Source organism: Mesorhizobium sp. Root102 (genome assembly GCF_001425625.1).
Lineage (GTDB): Bacteria > Pseudomonadota > Alphaproteobacteria > Rhizobiales > Rhizobiaceae > Mesorhizobium.
Genome location: NZ_LMCP01000013.1, coordinates 19,011 through 39,227 on the forward strand (window position 1 = coordinate 19,011; position 20,217 = coordinate 39,227).

At 61.8% G+C, this 20,217-nt stretch carries 16 protein-coding genes and 1 pseudogene; 7 read left to right on the forward strand and 10 right to left on the reverse strand.

All coding sequences use genetic code 11. The features are described 5' to 3' along the window. The first annotated feature begins 15 nt into the window (after window positions 1–15). From mltG to gmk, 3 genes are all read left to right on the forward strand, one after another. Complete coding sequence (gene mltG / locus ASD12_RS14450; RefSeq protein ID WP_056586955.1) at window positions 16–1,266, forward strand: endolytic transglycosylase MltG; 1,251 nt, start codon at window positions 16–18, stop codon at window positions 1,264–1,266. 159 nt (window positions 1,267–1,425) lie between these two features. Then, window positions 1,426–2,316 carry a YicC/YloC family endoribonuclease gene (locus tag ASD12_RS14455; protein ID WP_056587161.1) on the forward strand — a complete coding sequence of 297 codons (891 nt, stop codon included), beginning with the start codon at window positions 1,426–1,428 and terminating at the stop codon, window positions 2,314–2,316. Window positions 2,317–2,319: 3 nt separating this feature from the next. Then, window positions 2,320–2,976 (forward strand): guanylate kinase, encoded by a 657-nt coding sequence (gene gmk / locus ASD12_RS14460; protein WP_013532512.1) that lies wholly within the window; start codon window positions 2,320–2,322, stop codon window positions 2,974–2,976. 51 nt (window positions 2,977–3,027) lie between these two features. Here the strand turns inward: gmk and rsmA are convergent, their stop codons facing one another. The 6 genes from rsmA to lptF form a co-directional block, all read right to left on the reverse strand. Continuing rightward, the gene (rsmA, locus tag ASD12_RS14465) at window positions 3,028–3,867 is read right to left on the reverse strand and encodes a 16S rRNA (adenine(1518)-N(6)/adenine(1519)-N(6))-dimethyltransferase RsmA (protein ID WP_056586958.1); all 840 of its coding nucleotides are present in this window, start codon (window positions 3,865–3,867) and stop codon (window positions 3,028–3,030) included. Between the two features lie 10 nt (window positions 3,868–3,877). Further along, window positions 3,878–4,906, reverse strand: a complete 1,029-nt coding sequence (gene pdxA, locus ASD12_RS14470; RefSeq protein WP_056586961.1) for a 4-hydroxythreonine-4-phosphate dehydrogenase PdxA — start codon at window positions 4,904–4,906, stop codon at window positions 3,878–3,880. Window position 4,907: 1 nt separating this feature from the next. Further along, window positions 4,908–5,843: a peptidylprolyl isomerase gene (locus ASD12_RS14475; RefSeq protein ID WP_056586964.1), complete on the reverse strand. Its 936-nt coding sequence runs from the start codon at window positions 5,841–5,843 to the stop codon at window positions 4,908–4,910. A 91-nt stretch (window positions 5,844–5,934) separates the two neighbouring features. Further along, window positions 5,935–8,337 carry an LPS-assembly protein LptD gene (locus tag ASD12_RS14480; RefSeq protein ID WP_056586968.1) on the reverse strand — a complete coding sequence of 801 codons (2,403 nt, stop codon included), beginning with the start codon at window positions 8,335–8,337 and terminating at the stop codon, window positions 5,935–5,937. Further along, on the reverse strand, window positions 8,337–9,422 hold the full coding sequence (gene lptG / locus ASD12_RS14485; protein WP_200950980.1) for an LPS export ABC transporter permease LptG: 1,086 nt from the start codon (window positions 9,420–9,422) through the stop codon (window positions 8,337–8,339). The genes ASD12_RS14480 and lptG overlap by 1 nt, the downstream gene beginning before the upstream one ends. Further along, complete coding sequence (gene lptF, locus ASD12_RS14490) at window positions 9,419–10,621, reverse strand: LPS export ABC transporter permease LptF (RefSeq protein ID WP_056586974.1); 1,203 nt, start codon at window positions 10,619–10,621, stop codon at window positions 9,419–9,421. Before lptF ends, lptG begins: the two co-directional genes overlap by 4 nt. Before the next feature lie 353 nt (window positions 10,622–10,974). Here lptF and ASD12_RS14495 point away from each other — a divergent pair, with 353 nt between their 5' ends. Then, on the forward strand, window positions 10,975–12,486 hold the full coding sequence (locus ASD12_RS14495; protein ID WP_056587163.1) for a leucyl aminopeptidase: 1,512 nt from the start codon (window positions 10,975–10,977) through the stop codon (window positions 12,484–12,486). A 28-nt stretch (window positions 12,487–12,514) separates the two neighbouring features. Beyond that, a complete protein-coding gene (locus ASD12_RS14500) occupies window positions 12,515–12,964 on the forward strand; it encodes a DNA polymerase III subunit chi (protein ID WP_056586978.1) in 450 nt (149 codons plus the stop codon). Window positions 12,965–13,111: 147 nt separating this feature from the next. On the opposite strand, the pseudogene ASD12_RS14505 reads toward ASD12_RS14500, so the two are convergent. Beyond that, window positions 13,112–13,702, reverse strand: a pseudogene (locus tag ASD12_RS14505) (DUF995 domain-containing protein). A 62-nt stretch (window positions 13,703–13,764) separates the two neighbouring features. After that, window positions 13,765–14,685, reverse strand: coding sequence for a glycoside hydrolase family 26 protein (locus ASD12_RS14510; protein WP_056586981.1), 921 nt, complete (start codon window positions 14,683–14,685; stop codon window positions 13,765–13,767). A 608-nt stretch (window positions 14,686–15,293) separates the two neighbouring features. Between ASD12_RS14510 and ASD12_RS14515 the strand changes: the two genes are divergently transcribed. Both ASD12_RS14515 and ASD12_RS14520 read left to right on the forward strand, forming a co-directional pair. Then, on the forward strand, window positions 15,294–17,174 hold the full coding sequence (locus tag ASD12_RS14515) for a cellulose synthase catalytic subunit (RefSeq protein WP_056586984.1): 1,881 nt from the start codon (window positions 15,294–15,296) through the stop codon (window positions 17,172–17,174). A gap of 408 nt (window positions 17,175–17,582) precedes the next feature. Next, the gene (locus ASD12_RS14520; RefSeq protein WP_244482847.1) at window positions 17,583–17,891 is read left to right on the forward strand and encodes a hypothetical protein; all 309 of its coding nucleotides are present in this window, start codon (window positions 17,583–17,585) and stop codon (window positions 17,889–17,891) included. A gap of 279 nt (window positions 17,892–18,170) precedes the next feature. On the opposite strand, the gene ASD12_RS14525 is transcribed toward ASD12_RS14520, so the two are convergent. Next, complete coding sequence (locus ASD12_RS14525) at window positions 18,171–19,172, reverse strand: glycosyltransferase family 2 protein (RefSeq protein ID WP_244482850.1); 1,002 nt, start codon at window positions 19,170–19,172, stop codon at window positions 18,171–18,173. A gap of 44 nt (window positions 19,173–19,216) precedes the next feature. Further along, complete coding sequence (locus ASD12_RS14530; protein ID WP_056586991.1) at window positions 19,217–20,143, reverse strand: lysylphosphatidylglycerol synthase transmembrane domain-containing protein; 927 nt, start codon at window positions 20,141–20,143, stop codon at window positions 19,217–19,219. Window positions 20,144–20,217 lie beyond the last annotated feature (74 nt).

Genomic DNA, 20,217 nt, shown 5'->3' on the forward strand with positions numbered 1-20,217 from the left:
AAACGGTAGGGCGAAATGAACACAAATCCGGCAGGCAACGGAGAATTCGGGCAACGGCCGGCGACATCCGGACCGATCGTGCCGAAAACGGCCAGCGAGGCGTTGCGGCCGGAGGCCGGAACGCCGCCGCCGAAGCGCTCGCGTGCTTCACGCAGCCAGGTCGTCGTGTTCATGAACTTCGTCATCTCTTCGGTGATGCTGATGGTTCTGGCCGCCGGCGTCGCGGTCTATTTCGGCAAGCAGGAATTCACCGAGCCCGGCCCCTCGGCCAATGGCGACACCTTCCTGGTCAAGCCGAACACCGGCGTCCAGGATATCGCCGACCAGCTCGAACGCCGAGGACTGATCAGCGATGCCCGGATATTCCGCCTTGGCGTGCGGGCCTTCGGCAATGATTCCGCGCTGAAGGCCGGCGAGTACGAGATCAAGCCCAGGGCTTCCATGCGCGACATCATGGAGCTTTTGAAGAGCGGCAAGTCGGTGATGTATTCGCTGACCATTCCAGAGGGGCTGACGGTCGAGCAGGCGCTGCAGCGCATCGCCGACGAGACTGCCTTGAGCGGCGATATGCCGGCGACCACGCCGCCGGAGGGCAGCCTCGCCACAGACACACTGCGTTTCACGCGCGGCGCGACGCGCCAGCAGATGGTCGACAAGCTGCTGGCGGATCAAAAGAAGCTGGTTGACGATGTCTGGCAGCGGCGCGCGCCGGACCTGCCGCTGGCAAACATCGAAGAGTTCGTTACGCTGGCTTCGATCGTCGAGAAGGAAACGGGCAAGGGTGACGAGCGCTCACGGGTGGCCGCCGTCTTCCTGAACCGGCTTGCCAAGGGCATGCGCCTGCAATCCGATCCAACGATCATCTACGGGCTGTTCGGCGGCAAGGGCAAGCCGGCGGACCGGCCGATCTATCAGTCGGACATCCAGAAGCAGACGCCCTACAACACCTATGTGATCAACGGTTTGCCACCGACGCCGATCGCCAATCCGGGCCGTGCAGCGCTGGAGGCGGTGGCCAATCCGTCGAAGACCGACGACCTCTATTTCGTTGCCGATGGCACCGGCGGGCACGTCTTTGCCGCGACGTTGGACGAGCACAACGAGAATGTCGCCCGCTATCGCGCCTTGCAGAAGAAGCAGGCGGATGAGGCCGCCAAGGCCGCCAACACCACTGGCGCCGACGACAGCAATGCCGACAAGCCGGCTGACAGCGCGCCGGCTGAGGGTGGCGACGACAGCGGCGGTGATGCGGGCGCTGCCCAGTAGAATAAAGAAGGGGCATTGCTCACCAGGCGATGCCCTGACATTTGGAAGAGCGCCGCGCGTCCGATTTCGACGCGCCTGCGGCGCAGTCATTTTCAAGCCGCACTTGCTCCTCTCCGGAAAGCCGGTTTCGGGGTGGTGCACCAGGGATGTGTGGGCGATATGAATTTGCAGAGCATGACCGGTTTTGCACGTGCCGTCGCCGAGCATGAGGGCACCTCGATCGCCTGGGAGGTCAAGTCCGTCAACGGCAAGAGCGTCGAGGTACGGTTGCGACTGCCGCAAGGCTTCGAGCGGCTGGAACCAGCCGTCCGGCAGTTGCTTCAGAAGCGTTTTGCGCGCGGCAATTTCCAGGCGACGCTGACCATCGGCCGCGCCGCCGGCGCGCAGGCGCAGCCGGTCGTCAACGAAGCCTTCCTGAAGGACCTGGCCGGGCTCGCCAAGCGGCTGCAGGAGCAATTCGGCGCTGCCCCCGCGACATCAGACGGATTGCTGTCGCTGCGCGGCGTGCTCGACATTCCCGAAACTGTCGAAACCGAAGAGGCGAGGGCCGCGCTCGATGCCGCGATCATGGCCGCGCTCGAGGTGGCCTTGAAAGGGCTCGAACAGGCACGACAAAGCGAAGGCAACGCGCTGGCTTTGCTGTTGTCGGGGCATATCGACACAATCGAGGTGCTGACGCTGCGGGCAGAAGTGGATCCGTCACGCGAGACGGTGGCGATCCGCGAGCGCATCGCCGAGCAGGTCAGGCTGCTGATGGACGCTTCCGCCAATCTGGACGCGACCCGGCTGCACATGGAGGCGGCGTTCCTGGCCACCAAAGCCGATATTCGCGAAGAGATCGACCGGCTGAAAACGCATGTCGCATCCGGTCGGGCACTGCTGGAGGGCGGCGGCGCCGTTGGCCGCAAGCTCGATTTTCTGGCACAGGAATTTAACCGCGAATCGAATACGCTGTGTTCGAAGTCGAATGCCGCCGCCGTCACCGCGATCGGGCTGGAACTGAAGGCGGTGGTCGACCAGTTTCGTGAACAGATCCAGAATCTGGAGTAGCCGATGGTTGCCAAGGATTTGGGTTCCCGCATTCGCCGCCGGGGCCTGATGCTCGTCCTGTCGTCGCCATCCGGCGCCGGCAAGTCGACGATCGCGCGCAATCTTCTGGAAAGCGATTCCAGCCTCGAACTGTCGGTCTCGGTCACCACCAGACCGCGCCGAGGCAGCGAGATCGAGGGCGTCCACTACCATTTTCGGACGATGCGCGAGTTTGAGCGGCTGCGCGATTCCGACGCGCTGCTGGAATGGGCCGAGGTGCACGGCAATTGCTATGCGACTCCGCGCGAACCGGCCGAATTGGCGCTGTCTGAAGGGCGCGACATGCTGTTCGACATCGACTGGCAAGGTGCCCAGCAGCTCAAGGAGAAGATGCGCGCCGACATTGTCTCGATCTTCATCCTGCCGCCATCGATGAAGGAATTGAAGGCGCGGCTGAAGCGCCGCGCCGAGGACCAGGAAGCTGTGATCGAGACCCGGTTGAAAAACGCCCGCAATGAGATCGAGCACTGGAAGGAATATGATTTCGTCATCGTCAATGACGACCTCGACCGAGCCTTCGCCGAAGTGCGCGGCATTGTCGTCGCCGAGCGGCTAAGACGCGACCGCCGGCCCGGCCTGTTCGATTTCGTCTCGGGATTGTTGGACGAGAAGACGGGCTGAGGCCTTTTCCCTTCTCCCACAAACAAGGGGAGAACGCAGAGACAGCGCTTCCTACACCGCATTGGTCAGTCGCACGAATTCCTCGACGCTGAGCGTCTCGGCGCGGCGTGTCGGATCGATGCCGGCGCGCTCGAGCAGGGCCTCGCCGCCGAGACTCTTCACGCTCTGTCGCAGCATCTTGCGACGTTGGCCGAAGGCGGCTTCGGTGACGCGACCGAGTTTTTTCACCTCGGCGCGCAGAGGAATCAGGCGCGGCACCAGATGCACCACCGAGGAGGTGACCTTTGGCGGCGGCGTGAATGCCTGTGGCGGCACGTCGAAGGCGATCCTCGCCTCCGTCCGCCAGCCGGCAAGAACTCCCAGCCGGCCGTAGCTGTCGCTGCCGGCGGGCGCGACGATGCGCTCGGCCACCTCGCGCTGGAACATCAAAGTCATCGAGCTGTAGAAGGGCGGCCAGTCGCTGACCGTCAACCAGCGCACCAGCAGCTCCGTGCCGATGTTGTAGGGCAGGTTGGCCACGATCTTTACCGGGCCACCGTTCCCGGTCGCCCGACTGGCAAGTGCCGCGAAATCCGTCTTCAGCGCATCGCCGGAAACAACCTCCAGCCGGCCGGGATAATGATCGGACAGTTCGGCAAGGGCAGCCAGGCAGCGTTCGTCACGCTCGATGGCAATGACGTGGCGCGCTCCGTTGGAAAGCAAGGCGCGGGTCAGCCCGCCGGGACCGGGACCGACCTCGATCACGGTTGCATCGGACAAGTCGCCGGCGGTTCGGGCGATCTTGCCGGTGAGGTTGAGGTCGAGCAGGAAATTCTGGCCGAGCGCCTTCTTCGCCTGCAGGCCATGACGCTCGATCACCTCGCGCAGCGGCGGCAGACCGTCGATGCTCATGCCTGCGGTCTCATTCGGCAACTGCCTTCGTGTTTGTGTCGGCCAGCCGCCGGGCAAGCTTCAGCGCCGCCATCAGGCTGTCGGGCCGCGCCACGCCCTTGCCGGCGATGTCGAACGCCGTGCCGTGGTCGGGTGAGGTGCGGATGAAGGGCAGGCCGAGCGTGACATTGACCGCCTCGTCGAAGGCCAGCGCCTTGGCCGGGATCAGCGCTTGGTCGTGATACATGCAGAGGGCCGCGTCGTAGCCGGCCCGTGCCCGGGCGTGGAACAGCGTGTCGGCTGGCAGCGGGCCGAAAGCGTCGATCCCTTCGGCACGCAGGATATCGACCGCCGGGCGCACGATCAGCTCGTCCTCGAGTCCCATGGCGCCGCCTTCGCCCGCATGCGGATTGAGCCCGGCAATGGCGAGCCTCGGCCGGGCGATGCCGAAGCGGCCGGTGAGGTCGGCGGCGGTGATGCGCGCGGTGGCGACGATCAGTTCGGTGGTCAGTGCCTTCGGCACCTCAGCCAGCGCGATGTGGATGGTGACGGGAACGGTGCGCAGGTCGGGGCCTGCCAGCATCATCACCGGCATCGCTTCAACGCCGCTGTGCCGGGCCGCCAGATGCGCCAGATATTCGGTGTGGCCTGGGAAGCGAAAGCCGGCATCGTAGAGCGGCTTCTTGGCGATGGGGCAGGTGACGACGGCCGAGGCTTCGCCGGCAAGGCAGTCGGCGACGGCGCGGTCGATGGCTTCGATGGTGGCGGCCGCATTGGCCAGGTCGGGCCGGCCGGGGCTGTCGATGCAGCGGGCAGTCACTGGAACGATCGGCAAGGCGCGGGCAAAGACTTGCGCCGCTTGCGCTGGTGTCGTTTCGACGATCGGCAGCGAAATGCCGAGGAGGCGCGCCCGCGAGGCGATCAGCGCCGGATCGGCGAGCAGATAGAAGGCGGGCACGGCGGCAGCCTCGCGCGCCATGAAGGCTGCGATGGCGATCTCCGGCCCGATGCCGGACGGATCGCCGGCGCTCAACGCAAGCGCAGCCACGGTGGTGCCCACGTCAGCGCTTGACGATGCGGGCTTTCGCCTTCAGCTCGTCGACATATTTCTTGCTGAGCTCGTCGGCGTTCTTGTCGCCGGAGCCTTCGTTCTGGAACACCATCTGCGCGACCTTGTCGTCGGACACTTCGCGCGATGAGCAGATGCCGATGAATTCGACGCCGCGTTCGGTTTCGCGCGTGACGGTGGCGCCGCCGACCTTGGTAGCCTTGATCTGCTCGGCCCAGTCCGGTGGCAGTTGCGGCGCCAGCACCCGGCCCAGATCGCGAACGGTGACGTCGACCAGGCCCTTGGCGAATTCGCGCGTCGTGTTGCAGCCGTTGAAGCGGGCGCGCATGGCATCGGCCTCGCGCTTGCGCTTGCCCAGCGTCGCGCTGCGTTCGGCCGCCGGAACCACGAAGATGACCTGCTGCAGCATGTACTCGGTGGCGCTCGGCTTGGATCCGCCTTTTTCGAGCATCTTCCTGACAAGATCCTGTTCGCTGACGGCACCGGTGCCGTCGCCGGAACGGTAGCGCGCGCTCAACGCCTGGTTCCAGGCCATCTGGGCGCGGATGAATTCCTTGAAGTGGCTCTTGGTGACGCCCGACTTCTCCATGACGCCGTCGAGCTGGCTGAGCTGCATCTTGTTGCTTGACGCAAAGCGCTGATACGCCGCCTCGACCTGAGCGTCGCTGATGCGGATGCCAAGCCGCTTGGCCTCGGCCATGCGCAGCGTCTGGTCGATCATTTCCTGGCCGGCATCACCCTTCTTGCGCTGCAGCTTCAGAAAGGCGGCGCGATGGGCAATGTCGCCGGTGGTGACCGGAATGTCGTTGACGACGTATTTGATCTCGCTGGCGAAAGCCGGTGGCGTCATCGCGGTGATCGACACGCACGTCGCTGCCACAAGCAACGCGAAACCTGCTGAAAAGAGGTATTTCCTCATCCTTGGCATCCCAATTCTATCCCGGTTCCGCCCAATTTCATCTTGTCCAGATGCGCGAAATCCGTGCCAGCCCTATGCGGCGAAACGATGTCGCCGATTGTTACTGGATCGAGTCGATGGCGCTGGTCGACGAGCCGAAATCGCCGAGAGTGCGGAACGACAGATTGAAGCCGATGGTCTGCGACACCTCCCTGGTGTTTATGTCGCGCGACTGCGAGTAGGTCATCAAATAGGTGAAGCAGGAATCGTTGTAGGCGAAGCCGACGCCATCCTTGACCAGCAGGCTCTCCTGCAGGTCGTAGGTTCCGGTGCCGAAGACGCGCCAGTTTTCGGCGAGATGCGTCGATGCACCGAGCGTGACTTCATGGCGGTCTTCTGTGAAGCCGTATAGTGGCTGGGCCTGGATGAAGGCGTATTTGGCGCTCAGCGACACCGGCAGGCCGGAATAGGCGGCCTTCACCTCGGCGCGGCGGATCTCAAAGCTCTGTTCGTCGAAACGGCCGCCGACCGAGGCGGCGAAGCCGTTGGGGCTGTTGATGCCAAACAGGCCGACATAGTCGGACTTGGTCGTGTCGAGGCCGGAATTGGCGCCGACATTGACCAGATCCGGCACGGCGAAGGAGTTCTCGCCGCCGATCTGATAGGATTGGCCGAAAATGGCATTGGTGCCCCAGCCATTGTTGTAGGACCCGGAATAGCGGAAGCCGACATTGGCGCGCGAACCGCCTTCGACGCGGTCATAACCGGAGAATTTGTCGCGTTCGAACAAGGTGGTTGCGTCGAACACCATGCTTTGCGCATCTTCGTTGGGAACGGCCAGACCGCCGACATATTGTTCGTTCGGGCGCATGAAGACCTGCGCCATTGGTTCGATAACGTGGCTGGACCCGCTGGCCATGGAAAACAGCACCGGCCAACGCATCTCAAGGCCTGCGGTTGCCATGTAACGAGCAAACGACGAGCGCATATCGGCCTGCTCGCCCAAATTCGTTGCCATATCGTTGATGGCGTTGAGTGAAGCCGATGATGCGTTCAGGTAGTCAACGTCACCCTGCAGCGCAAGCAACGGCGTCAGCACCAGCCCGCCATCGGTGACGAAGCTCCGCTTCCACTCGGCCTCGGCAGTGAGACGGCCCGAGTCGCCTTCGATGCCAGGGACACGCTGCGTGGGGACGAAGCGTGTCTTATCGAGATCATCACGACGGATGACTCGCGCATTCACATTGAGGGACAACTGGCCGCCGGCCACCGATACGTCGGGGATATAGGCGTAGTCGAGCGACGGCAGCACCCAGGGCTGTTGTCCGCTTCGCGCGGAGATGTTGTCGTCGGGCGTATCTTCCTGCACTTCGAAGTGCATGGCGCGCACGTCGAAATAGTTGCGGCCGTTGAGGCCCGTCAGGTAGACCGACGACTGGTGGACGGAAGCATTGTACTTGTCGATGTTGTAGGTGTTCGAGAAGTTCTTGTCGGTCTGCAGCAGCACATCCCAGCCGAAATCCCAGCGCGGATTGATGGCGAACTGGCCTTGGGTTCCCATCATGCCGCGGAATTTGTTGGGATCGCCCGCCGCACCCGAATCGACATTGCGACCGGCGGCGTCGATGAAGGCGTCGGGATCGTTCTGCCGAATCCCGGCGATCTTCAAACTGTACTGGCCATTGTTGAAGCGCTGGCGCCACTCGGCCTCACCGAGGAAGCCCTGCTTGGTGTAGCCGGTGCCGGTGACGGTCAGGTCATAGGTCGGCGACAAGGCGAAATAATAGGGAATTTTCACGCCGACGCCTAGATCGTCGTTGTAGACGATGCCGGGAATCAGGAAGCCGCTCTTACGCTTCACCGTCGGGTCCGCAATCTCGAATGCAGGCAGATAGGCGAGCGGGAAACCGAAGAACTCGAAATTCGCATTCTCGAAGCGAACCGTCTTCTTCTCGCCGTTCCAGATGATCTTCTTGGCCTTGACGCGCCAAGTCGGCGCTTTGTCGGGCTTGTCCTCGCACGGTTCGCAGGCGGTGTAGACGCCATTGTGGAACGTGGTCAGGACGCCGCCCATGCGCTCGGCGCTTTCGGCGGCGAAATAGGCCTTGTCGATGGTTTCGACGCGCAACGCGTTGACGAAGCCGTCTGCGAAATCATCGGTGATGTCGATATGTTCCGAATTGATCTTGGTGCCGTCGCTGTTGATGACTTCGACGTTGCCGCTCGCGACCATCCGCTTGGTGTTGCGGTTGTATTCGACCCGCTGGGCAACAAGGCGATTGCCACCATAATCGATCTGCACGCCACCGACGGCGGTCACCGTCTGGTTGTCGTTGTTGTAGACCAGCGTATCGGCCGCCAGCAGCATCTGCGAGCCGGACGGAACCGATGTCGCCATGTCGCCGACATCCTGCGCGAACGCCGGCATCGGGACGACGCAGGCAAGCACGCACGCCAAGGCGGTCGCCGCATAGAGGCGCGCCAAACGGGCCTGCCTGTTGCTGGGCAAAAACGCCTCCCTCACTAGCCGTCTTCCTTGTATAGCAGGAAAGTCACCCCGAAGAACATAGCCACTACGACTGGCACCCATGCGGCTACGACAGTCGGCACAAATCCCGCCACGCCGAATGCCTTCACCAGCACCGAAACGACATAAAGCAGAAAGCCGGCGACGATGCCACCCAGAATCATCGTTGCCGATTGCCCCATCCTAGCAAATTGCATTGAAACCGTTGCCGCAATCAGCGTCATGGCGACGAGAAGGAACGGCAACGCCACCAGCGAATCAAACTGCATGGCAAAGGCATTTGCCTTGAGGCCGAAGGAGCGGGCAACCTCGATCTTTCCAGGCAGGTCATAGAAAGGGATGGTTTCGGGGCGCGCCAGTCGCTCTTGCACGAATTCGGGCTTCAGATTGGTCGGCACGCGATCGCTTGCCGATGCCTGGATCGTGCCGTTCTGGAGCGTCTTGACGTTCTGCAATTCCCAATAGCCGTCGCGCAGGAGGGCGCGCGCAGCGTCCTTGCGCTCGACGATGTTGCCTTGCGGGTCGAGAATGAAAAAGACGACATCGGCCATCTCCAGGCCCTGGTTCAGGATGGCTCGCGCACCGATGATGGTGTCCCCCGAACTGGTTTTCTGCCGAATCCAGGGTGCGGCATCGGCCGAAACCGTATTCGATTTGCCGGAACGCAACTGGGTTTCGATCTGCTCGGACCAGGAGAATGCGTGCGCGGCGAGCGGATTGATGACGCCAACCGACAAGACGCCGAACAGCAAGGCTCCGATGCAGCATGGCAACAGGAACTGCCAGGCGGAAACGCCGGCGGAACGCGCGATGACCAGTTCGTAGCGCCGGTTAAGCGACACCAGCGTCGCCATCGCCGAGAACAGACCGACAAACGGCACCGTCTGCAGCATGATCATCGGCATTCGGAGCCCCGAAATGGCCACTGCCGTTCCGTAGGTGAAGCCGGGCAGGCCGGTGGTGCGGCCGGAGAGTTCGGTGAAATCGATCAGGAACACCAGTGCCAGGAGGCCGATGAAGAACCAGATGGTGATCGTCACATAGCGGAAGAAGAAATAGCGGCCCAGCGTCCAGCCCATCAGCTGACCCCTTGCCCTGAAGTGCCGCGTCTGGACAAACGCAGTTTGAGAGCGTTCCAGCTGTCACCGGTGCGCGTGGCGAAGTTTGTCATCCAGTCAGCCCAGGCCACCGGCAGTTCCATGGTCCGGTTGGAGACGATGAACCAGATCGCCACCGCGGAAGCCGCGATCGGTACGCCATACACCATATAGGCATATTGCGGGATCTCATCGGCCTTGCTGGCGGCAAAAAAGCCCAGCCAACGCACGAACAGCGATATCCCGATGGCCGTGATCAGCGGATTGACGCGCGCCTCACGATGCGAGCGCGCGTCTCCGGCGACCGCCAGCGCGATGAGCGCGAAGACCATGGAATACGTCCATTCCGAAAACCGCTGGTTGACCTCGGCCTGGTATTCGTAGGGGTTCTGCTGATAATTTTTGTCGTTGGCACTCGGGTTGAGCAGGTACTGGGTCGTCTGGTCCTTCGGCAGGAGCGTCACCGCCGAAGCCGCCGCCATGAAGGCCGACATGTCGAAGGCATAGGAGGTGAAGCGGATGACGGAGAGATCGCCGGTCAGCGTTTTGCGATGGATGACGCCGTCATTCATCATCAGCACCTTTTCGCCGCCGCGTTCGACGATGCTGCCGGTCTTGGCGTAGTAGACGAGGTTGACGCCTTCTTCGCGCGAATCGGCGACGAAAATGCCGCCCAGCCGATTGTCTGGAAGCCGCTCGCCGATCTGCAGGAACAGCCCGTCCTCGATCTTGCGGAAGGTGCCTTCCTGGATGATCAGCGACAACAGATCCGCGCGTGACGACGCCACCAGGGCCCGGTTCTTCTGCCGAGCATAGGGGTCGATGCCGTTGTCGACGGCAAAGGAAAAGACGGCGGCTACCAGCGCCAAAAGCATGATCGGCCGCACGATCGTCCAGCGCGAGGCGCCCGCGGCGTTGACGACGGCGAGTTCCGAATCCGAATTCATGGCACTGAGTGTCTGTGCGACCGCCACCACCAGCGCAAACGGCACCACGATCGGGATGATGGACGGAAGAATGAGGGCAGCGACTTCGAAGAAGGTCAGCGCCGACTGGCCGCTGTCGGTGACCAGGTCGATCTTTGCCAGCACCTGCGTCGTCCACACGATGGCCAGCGTCCAGACAAGCGCGGCCAAGAAAACCACGAAAGCGCGGCGCATGATGTAGCGTTCAACGACCTTCATGAAGGCTTTTCTCGATTTTCTCGAACGGCATCATGCCACCGCACAAGGGTAGCTGTCCGGCAGCGCCTGCACAACTGGCTCCAACAGATGGTCGATCCGGTTCCCGTTCCAAGTCACCCGCCCCGGCGGGCCGGAGTGTCGGCGGGAATGGATAAGAAAGGGAGAACATCGATGGTTAACAATAGGTTGCGGCAAAAAGCGGGGCCGTGCCGCGAAGAATCACCATCGATTCCATTGGTGATATGGGGTGTGAATTTGGCAAAGTCTTGCCAAATGCCGGAAAACGACCAAATGTCGCGCATCGTTTCGAACCGCTTCCCCAAAAGCTGCGCATTCTCTGAAAGCAGGACATGATGAATCCAAGACCGTCGATCGCCTTCGCCAAATTTTCCGCACCCCAGACCGCGGCGAACAAGAAGGGCACAGTCTTCGTGCTGTTGGCGGATGAGGGTGGCCTGAGCGACGCCGCCAAGGCTTGCGATCCCGGCAAGACGCTGGAGCGGGCCTTTCCGGTGGCCGAGTTTACGGGCAAGTTCGCCGGCACGGTGGAAGTTCTGGCGCCGCAGGGCGCGTCGCTCGACAGGCTGGTGGCGATAGGCGCAGGCAAGGTGTCGGGGCTCGACGACTATGCGTGGCTGAAGCTTGGCGGCACCATTGCCGCGTCGCTGCGCAAGGCGACCGAGGTGGTGGTGGTGCTCGATCTCGTCGGCGCGTCGCCAAGCGGCAAGGATGCGGCGAGCCTTGCAGCGGGCATTCTTTTGCGCAGCTATTCCTTCGACAAGTACAAGACCAGGAAGGACAAGGACGACGGCAAGGCAGAGCCGAAAAAGCCGGTCAAGGTGACCATCCACACGGCAGATCCGGCCGCGGCGAAAAAAGCCTTCACCGACGCCGAGGCGGTGATCGACGGCGTCCTTCTGGCGCGCGACCTGGTCAACGAACCGGCAAACGTGCTCGGGCCGGTCGAGTTCGCCGCCCGCGCCAAGGAACTCGAGGCGCTCGGCGTCAAGGTCGAGATCTTGGCCGAGAAGGAGATGAAGAAGCTCGGCATGGGCTCGCTGCTCGGTGTCGCGCAAGGCTCGCCGCGCGGCGCCCGCATGGCGATCATGCAGTGGAACGGCGGCAAGCCAAAGGACAGCCCGGTTGCCTTCGTCGGCAAGGGCGTCACCTTTGACACCGGCGGCAATTCGATGAAGCCGGCGTCCGGCATGGAGGACATGAAGGGCGACATGGGGGGTGCCGCTGCAGTGACTGGCCTGATGCATGCGCTGGCCGCGCGCAAGGCGAAGGCCAACGTCGTCGGCGTCATCGGCCTGGTCGAAAACGCCGTCGACGGCCACGCCCAGCGCCCCGGTGACATCGTCACCTCGATGTCGGGCCAGACCATCGAGGTGCTCAACACCGACGCGGAAGGCCGCCTCGTGCTGGCCGATGCGCTATGGTACTGCAACGACCGCTTCCAGCCGAAATTCATGGTCAATCTGGCGACGCTGACCGGCGCCGTCATGGTCGCGCTCGGCCAGCACTATGCCGGCCTGTTTTCCAACAATGACGAACTGTCCGAAAGGCTGACGGCGGCGGGGCAGGCAACGCAGGAGCGGCTGTGGCGCATGCCGCTCGGCGCCGAATACGACAAGCTGATCGATTCCAAGAACGCCGACATGAAGAACATCGGCGGCCGCTATGGCGGCGCCATTATCGCCGCGCAATTCCTGCAGCGCTTCGTCAAGGACACGCCTTGGGCGCATCTCGACATTGCCGGCACCGCGATGGGCTCGCCGTCGAACGAGATCAACCAATCCTGGGGTTCGGGTTTCGGCGTCAGGCTGCTCGACCGGCTGGTGCGCGACAATTATGAGCAGTGAGCGGATTCAATCACTATAGACTGAAGCGATGGCCGACGTCCTGTTCTACCACCTGACCGAATCGACGCTGGAGGATGCACTGCCAGGCCTCCTGGAGCGCAGCGTCGACCGTGGCTGGCGCGCCGTGGTGCAGACCGGCACCGAGGAACGCCGCGATTCGCTCGACCAGCATCTTTGGACCTTCCGCGACGATTCGTTCCTCGCGCACGCAACCGATCGTGAGGCTCATCCCGGCGAACAGCCGATCCTGTTGACCACCGGCGACGGCAATCCCAACCAGGCCAAGATAAGGTTCCTCGTTGACGGCGCTGTGCCGCCTGACCTTGGCGGCTACGAGCGTGCCGTGTTCCTGTTCGACGGCCACGACGCCGCCCAGGTCGAGGCGGCGCGGGGACACTGGAAAGTGATGAAGGACGCCGGCCATGCCGTAACTTACTGGCAGCAGACGCCAGACCGCCGTTGGGAGCGCAAGGCCTAAATTAAGGCATGTCCGCCCAAAAGTGATCTCGGTTTTGGGCGAACGGAATTATAAAAGCAAAAAGTCTGAAGCAGGTCGCCTGAACCGTTCAGTCGACCCGCTTTAGGCCAGTGGCTTGTCGCAGAAGACAAGTATCTACTGCTTTATCTACTGCTTTGCCTTGATCCGGTTCATTTTCCTTGTGACGTAGTCGCCATATTTCAATTTCATCGACTCGTCCGACCGGTTGCGATGCGAGCTCTTGAAAACGTACCATTCGCCATCAGGTGATTTACGCTTTTAGATAACCTTGCCCACCTGACGATGCTCGAAGCAGGTCATCGAGCCCTTCACACCCCAGGAGCCGTGCCATTGCGCGCGGTAGCAGAGCTTGCCGCCGCCGGGAATGAACCACATGCCGTTGCCATAGCCCGACCTGCCTTTGTCGTGGGTCCAGGCGTCGAACTGTCTCTGCTTGACCGCAAAGAACCCGGCGCCCTTCTTGCCCCACAGCCACGAATGGTTCTGATAGATCCGGTAGACGCCTTCGTCAGGAACCACCGTGGCCTCTTGCGCCTGCTCGGCGATTTTCGTCGCCGTCTTGGCTGTCGCAGGGACTTGGAAGGCAAGAACAAGAACGGAGCAGGCGAATGCCGCTCCGAGACAATTCCCCACTACTCGTTTCACGAAACTACTCCACAGACTGATTTGCGCCACACCTCGACCATCATCCCGCACCGCTGGTTTGGGATGGGTCACGAACAAACAAGGAGATTGGAAATCCAACCCGATCGCGTCGGGATGGATCAGCTACGATGCGTCTACGGCAGGACGTGCTGGGTCACCCTCCAGTCGGGCAGACCATAGCCACCCAGCCACGGCCATACTTCCTTCTGGTTGAAGTAGACGACCGAGGTCAGCGCCGGGAACTCCGCATAGGACTTGCGGCTATCGTCTTGCCACTTCGACACATAGTCCTGCTTTCCGACATAGCCGAGCTCCGCCACCACGATCGGCTTGTTGAAACCCGCAACGCGGTCATACCCAGGCTTCAGCATCTCGGCGAAGGTACGGTCTCGACCGGCCTCGTCATTATCCTTTTTCTGCAGACCGAATACAGACAGGCCGATGACATCGACGTAGTCGTCGCCAGGGTAGTATTTTTCCAGACCCTCTTCGCCTTTGGGTGACCACATGTACTTGGCGGCGGGGGCAGCCTTGCGGCAAATATCGACTTCGCGCTTGTAGGCGGAGATCCAGTCCTTGGGAGCCCAGTTGGCCCAGGTGAAGCGACCATTCTTGTCTTCCATTTCCTGCGCCCAGCGAATGGTCACCGGGCTCTTCATCTGGCCCACCAGACCACAGATTGCCTGCATGTTGGCGTCATATTTGCCGCTCAATATGCCGTCGCGCAATTCGGGTGGGGTGATGCGCCAGTCCTTCGACCAGGTCCACGGCTCAACCGTGATCAGCAGCGAACGGCCGCGTTGCAGCGCGTAGGCGTCGGCCAGTGGCAGCGTTGCCAGGTCGACGTCTTCCCAAGGCAGGAACAGCTCTTCGATGCTGGCACTCTTGTCGGCGCTGAAGTCCCCGTAGGGATCATAGGATCCGAACGCCGAGGCGGCACTGCTCGTCTGGACGGGGTCCGTCGGAGCCACGGAGCCAGCGCCTCCTGCAGTGGGGAAAGCGGCGCTTCCGCCCAATGCCAACGCGATTGCAACTGCTTTTGCGGAGTGTTTCATATTGATCTCCCATGGCCCCAACCTCTTGCGGAAGTTAAGGCTTCGCCCGTGCGCATCGATGATTGATCGACACGACTACCCAAAAACCGATCGGCTCTATTGGCAGAATCTGCGGGATTTCGGAGCGACCATTGGCAGATGTGCAAACCTCGGCACAGAGCCACCCAAAAGTTATCTCTCAAGGCCCTACACAGAAGGCGATCGAAAGAAATTCGCCGCGATACTCACAAATTCGCGTCAATAACCCGATATATCATCCCTAGCTAATTTAAGAGCCGGTCTCAGCCAAGAGTCAAGCACAATTAACGCTTGCTTAACCTTGTTGCTCGCAAACATGGTTAACGCTGCACTCGGGCCGGATCCCCCGAACAGCTTCAGCCCCCGTCAGCGAATTTCCAACGCCGAAGAATTTCCGCCTCACCGCCACGGGCTAGCCGGTGGAAGTTATTCGGCCCGATTCAAGGCGTTAGGTTAACCAGATCTCAACAATCATAGTTAAGCAACCATTAATTTAGTTGACTCTAAGAAAGAGCAAGCTGATTCTATCGCCGGGATTGAGAGCTTTCAGCCATCTGTCGGCGAAAGCCCAAGGTGGCGCGAGTGAGTGTATGAGTATTTCCGTGCATGCAGGCGTCGCCGGTCGTACGAACAGACGGGCGCATCGATCTGAGGCGGCTCTGGCCGTCACTGCACAGAAGGGGCCTTTTTTGGTGCCCGTGCTGTCGGCCGCTCAGCAATGGATCCTGAGACTGGCGTTGGCTTTCTGGTTCTGCACACTCGGGTTTTTCTGGATCTGGTGGCTGAAGCCGGAGCATGTCGAACATCTCGGGCCGTACACATTCGCCACACTCATTCTGGTGTGGCTCACGCTCATGCCGTTGTACTTTCTCTTGAACGTGCATGCGTCGAAAAAACCGTCCAAGCTTCACACGATCCCGAAGCGTTCGCGGGTCGCGATGGTGGTCACCAAGGCCCCGTCCGAACCGTTTGCCGTCGTTGCGCGCACGCTGGAAGCGATGCTGGCGCAGGATTATCCGCACGATACCTGGCTGGCCGACGAGGACCCATCAAACGAGACGATCGCCTGGTGCGATGCTCACAACATCATGATTTCGACGCGACGCGGCAGGGAAGATTATCATCGCAAGGTGTGGCCACGCCGGACGCGCTGCAAAGAGGGGAACCTGGCGTTTTTCTACGATCACTATGGCTATGAACGCTATGATTTCGTTGCTCAGATGGATGCCGACCATGTGCCGACGCCAACCTATCTGAGGGAGATCCTGTTACCCTTCGCCGACCCCTCGGTTGGCTATGTCTCGGCGCCGAGCATTTGCGACAACAATGCTGCCGAGAGCTGGGCGGCGCGCGGCAGGCTGTTTCCGGAAGGGATGTTTCACGGGCCCCTGCAGTCCGGCCATACGGGGGGTGGAGCTCCGCTCTGCATCGGCTCGCACTATGCCGTGCGGACCAAGGCGCTGAAGCAGGCAGGCGGTCTCGGTCCGGAACTGGCGGAGGATCATTCTACCTCTATGCTGATCAACGCGGCCGGATGGCGCGGCGTGCATGCGCTCGACGCCATCGCCCATGGCGATGGCCCGCAGACCTTCGCCGATCTCATCACCCAGGAATTCCAGTGGTCGCGCAGCCTGATGACGATCCTGCTCGAATATTCGCCGAGCTACCTTCCCAAGCTGTCGCCGCGGCTGAGATTCCAGTTCCTCTTTTGCCAGCTCTGGTATCCGCTGTTCGCCGTCTTTGCGTTGCTGATGTACATCATGCCGATCTATGCGCTGTCGACCGGGCGCAACTTCGCCAATGTCATGTATCTCGACTTTCTGTTCTATTATCTGCCGAACGCGGTCGCGCTGGTTGGCCTGGTGATGATGCTGAAGGCGTTCGGCCTTTCGCGCCCGATGACGGCCAAGACAATCAGCTGGGAAGGCACGCTGTTCCTTTTCTTCGCGCGTTGGCCCTGGGTGCTCGCCGGTACGCTGTCGTCGATCCGCGACTATCTGACCAAATCGTTCGTCGATTTCCGCGTCACGCCCAAGGGCAGTGGCCCCAAGCACCTTCTGCCGGCCCGCGCCCTCGCTCCCTATGTGGCTCTGGCGATCGGTGCTGCACTGCCAGTCCTGCTCGTTGAGCACCCCTTCGATGCCACCGGCTTCTACTGGTTCGCCGCCTTCAATGCCTTCCTCTACGGGCTTCTGGTGCTCGTCATTGTGGTAAGGCACGTCATCGAAAACAGGATTCCGTTGCGCGCCAATGCCGCGAAAGTCGCCTTTCAGGCGTCGCTTGCCGTGCTGGCGCTGATCGTGCCGGCCGCAGGCTTCTACGATCGTGGCATGGAAGGCGTCTACGGGCTGCAGCAGGGCGCCGGCGGCTTGCGCATCGTCCGCATCGCCTATGTGGTTTCCGGTGCCGGCCAGGGCAACATCGGTGCCCGCAATTTCTACTTCGATCCAGGTTGGGAAACGCGGCGCTGAGCGCCGGGAAGCGTCCGCGCACAACGAGTTCTCCTGAACCGCATCGGTCTCGATAGCGGACCTTCATAACCGGCCGGCACCCTGGGAACGGCTGCGGGCACGAGCCCAAAAAGCATCAAATTTTAGTTATATTCGATCGAGTGCCGAAAGGCCTAGTTCATCATGTCGTTTGCATGATCTTTAATAAGTCTCCCCTAATATTCAATCCATGATGTGAGTGGCGACAGGCTGCTCACGTGGCGCGGACAGCCAACAACAGCAAATAGATCTCCGCGCTCCAGCGACTTATATTCGTGGCAGGGGATGGCGATGAACAATTTTATGAAAAGAGGGGCAAGGATGGGTAAGAAATATGCCTGTGCATTTGCCGCCGTTGCATTGATCTCGATACTGTCAGGTTGCCAGAGCATGGACGCGACCAAGACCAGCTCGATCGGCAACAAGCCCGCGGTTCATACGCTCGGCAAGAGGGTGCATTACGTCAAGAGGAAGCGGCTGCATCTGATCAACCGCAAACCGCTCACACAGATGACCAGCGTGACGCGCACGAGGGAGGAGGCCTATGCGGCCTTCGTGCGACCGCAACGTATCGGCAAGCCGGCGCCGGTGAAGGTCTCCTACCGGCTGGGCAATGGCGGCCCGTTGCTGGGTCATTCACCCTGGATATGTGGCCCGAGCGGCTTCGGGCAACGCGCCAGTTGCCGTTCGCGTTACTAAATTAGAACATCAGACCAAAAGTGGCGGCGGGATTGTACTGAAGAGTCCGCCGCCTCGGTCTTCGCCGGGGGGCGAGAGCGGAGGGTGAGAGCTTGGCGCAGGCATTGCGCCTTACCTCTTGCCCTCCGAACGCCATTCCTGGCGATACGAGTCGACGAGCTTCTTCCTCAATCGGCGCCGTCGGCCTGAAACCGAAATTTCTCTCTAGCGCGCTGCCGATGAAGCCCTCTGCTCCGGTCAACCCTACGGGTGCAAAACTCCCATGACGTCCCGGTCAGGTCACGATGGCCGCCCGGGACGACGCCAACTGTCATTGTCACCGGATGCCGGCCGCGGCCGCGCGACATAGGCCGATGCTCCGTTCGCCTCGTGATAGACACGTGCCAGCATTTCCGCCAGCACGCCCGACGTCACCATCTGCACCCCGGCGATGAGCAGGAAGAAGCCGGTGAACAGCATCGGGCGTGTTCCGATGTCTTCGGCGAAAAGCAGCTTCAGGCAAAGCAGATAGGCAAGGATCAGCGAGCCCAGCGCGCCAAGCACGATGCCGATGCCGCCGAAGAAATGCCCGGGCCGTGTGCGATAGCGCATGAAGAAATACATGAACACCAGATCGAGCACGACCCTGAAGGTGCGTGAAATGCCGTATTTGGACTGGCCGTGGATGCGGGCATGATGTGTCACCACCTCCTGCGCGATGCGTCTCGGGGTCGTCACCGTGGCCAGCCATGCCGGGATGAAGCGGTGCATCTCACCATAGAGCTTGACGCTGCGGATGACGTTGCCGCGATAGACCTTGAGGCTGCAGCCATAGTCCTTGAGGCGCACGCCGGTGACGCGCGCGATCAGTGCGTTGGCGATGCGCGAGGGCAGCCTGCGCATGAAAAACCCTTCTTGGCGGTCCTTGCGCCAGCCGACCACCAGGTCGAGATCCTCGCTCAGCAGGCGGTAGACCATGCGTGGGATGTCGTAGGGATCGTTTTGCAGGTCGCCGTCGATCGTGGCGATGACGTCGCCGCGTGCCGCGTCGATGCCGGCTTGCATCGCGGCGGTCTGCTTGTAGTTGCGCACCAGCTCGACCGCTTGCACATGCGGGCCGTAATGCGCCGCCAGGCGCCTGATCTCGCTCACCGTCGCGTCGGTGCTGCCGTCATCGACCAGCACGACTTCCCACGGCTGGTCGTAGCGTTCCATCGCCTGGTGAATCCGTGCCAGCAGCGGCTCGACGTTTTCGGCCTCGTTGTACATGGGCACGACGATGGACAGCGTATGGTTCGGCATCACCGCGCCGTCAGGCAGTCCCGAAGCAGGGATGGGCAATACGTTCATTGGGATGGCTTCCTTGCAGGTCCGACAGCCGGGTTCCCCGGCAGCGTCGATTTCGAGGGAAACAACCAGGCGATCGCTCCAGTGACGACAGCCGAGCAGAAGATGAACAGGTGCAGCGCCAGCGCCGCCTGCAGGCCATTCTTCATCGTGATTCCGGACGTGAGCAGCGCCGCCGCCGCTCCCGCTTCATAGGTGCCGAAACCGGCGACGCCTTGCACTGGCAGTATGGCGGCGCCTTCGGCCCCGACGACGCCCGGAAAAGCGGTTGAAAAGGATGTTCCCAGCAGCATTGCCAACAGCCATCCCTGTACTGCGAGCTTCAGCGACCAGTTGGCGATCGTCCACCACCACCCGTAGCGCGAGCGCCCGGTCGCCTCGGTGAAGGTATCGCGCAGCAGGCCGAGCTTCGCGACGACCCTGCTGCGCTCGGCCCAGTCATGCGGCGCGCGCGCCCAGCGCGGCAGGTACCAGGCGGCGGCGATCAAGACGACCACGCCAGCGACCCTTATCGCCGGATGCAGGCCCGGCCACACCGCCAGAGCCAGCACGCCGACGACGAAGGCGTCCTGCAGCCTGAACCACAGCAGCGAGGCGCTCGCGCGCATGATCGGTATGCCGAAGACCTGGCGCAGGAGCAGGGGAAAGGCCGTCTCGCCGCCGCGGAAGGGTACGACGTTGATCATCGCGTTGTGGATCAGAATGACGCGCAGACAGGCGCCGAAGCGGCCATGCACCTCGTCGCGGAACTCATCGCAGACACGCAGTGCACGCAAGACATAGGTGACGAAAAACGCGACCGTCGCCACCGCGAATACGCCGGGCGTGATACGGGCGAAGGCGTCGCCGACCATCCGCCAGCGCGAGTCGCTGGCGAGCCAGGCTAGGAGAGCCAGCGTCACGATTATCGAGATTGCTCTTTTCAACCAATTCTCCGCCGGTTTCCACCGTCGAGTTCAAGTGGCAGCATCCGTGGTGTCCGAATATCCCTAGCGCCATC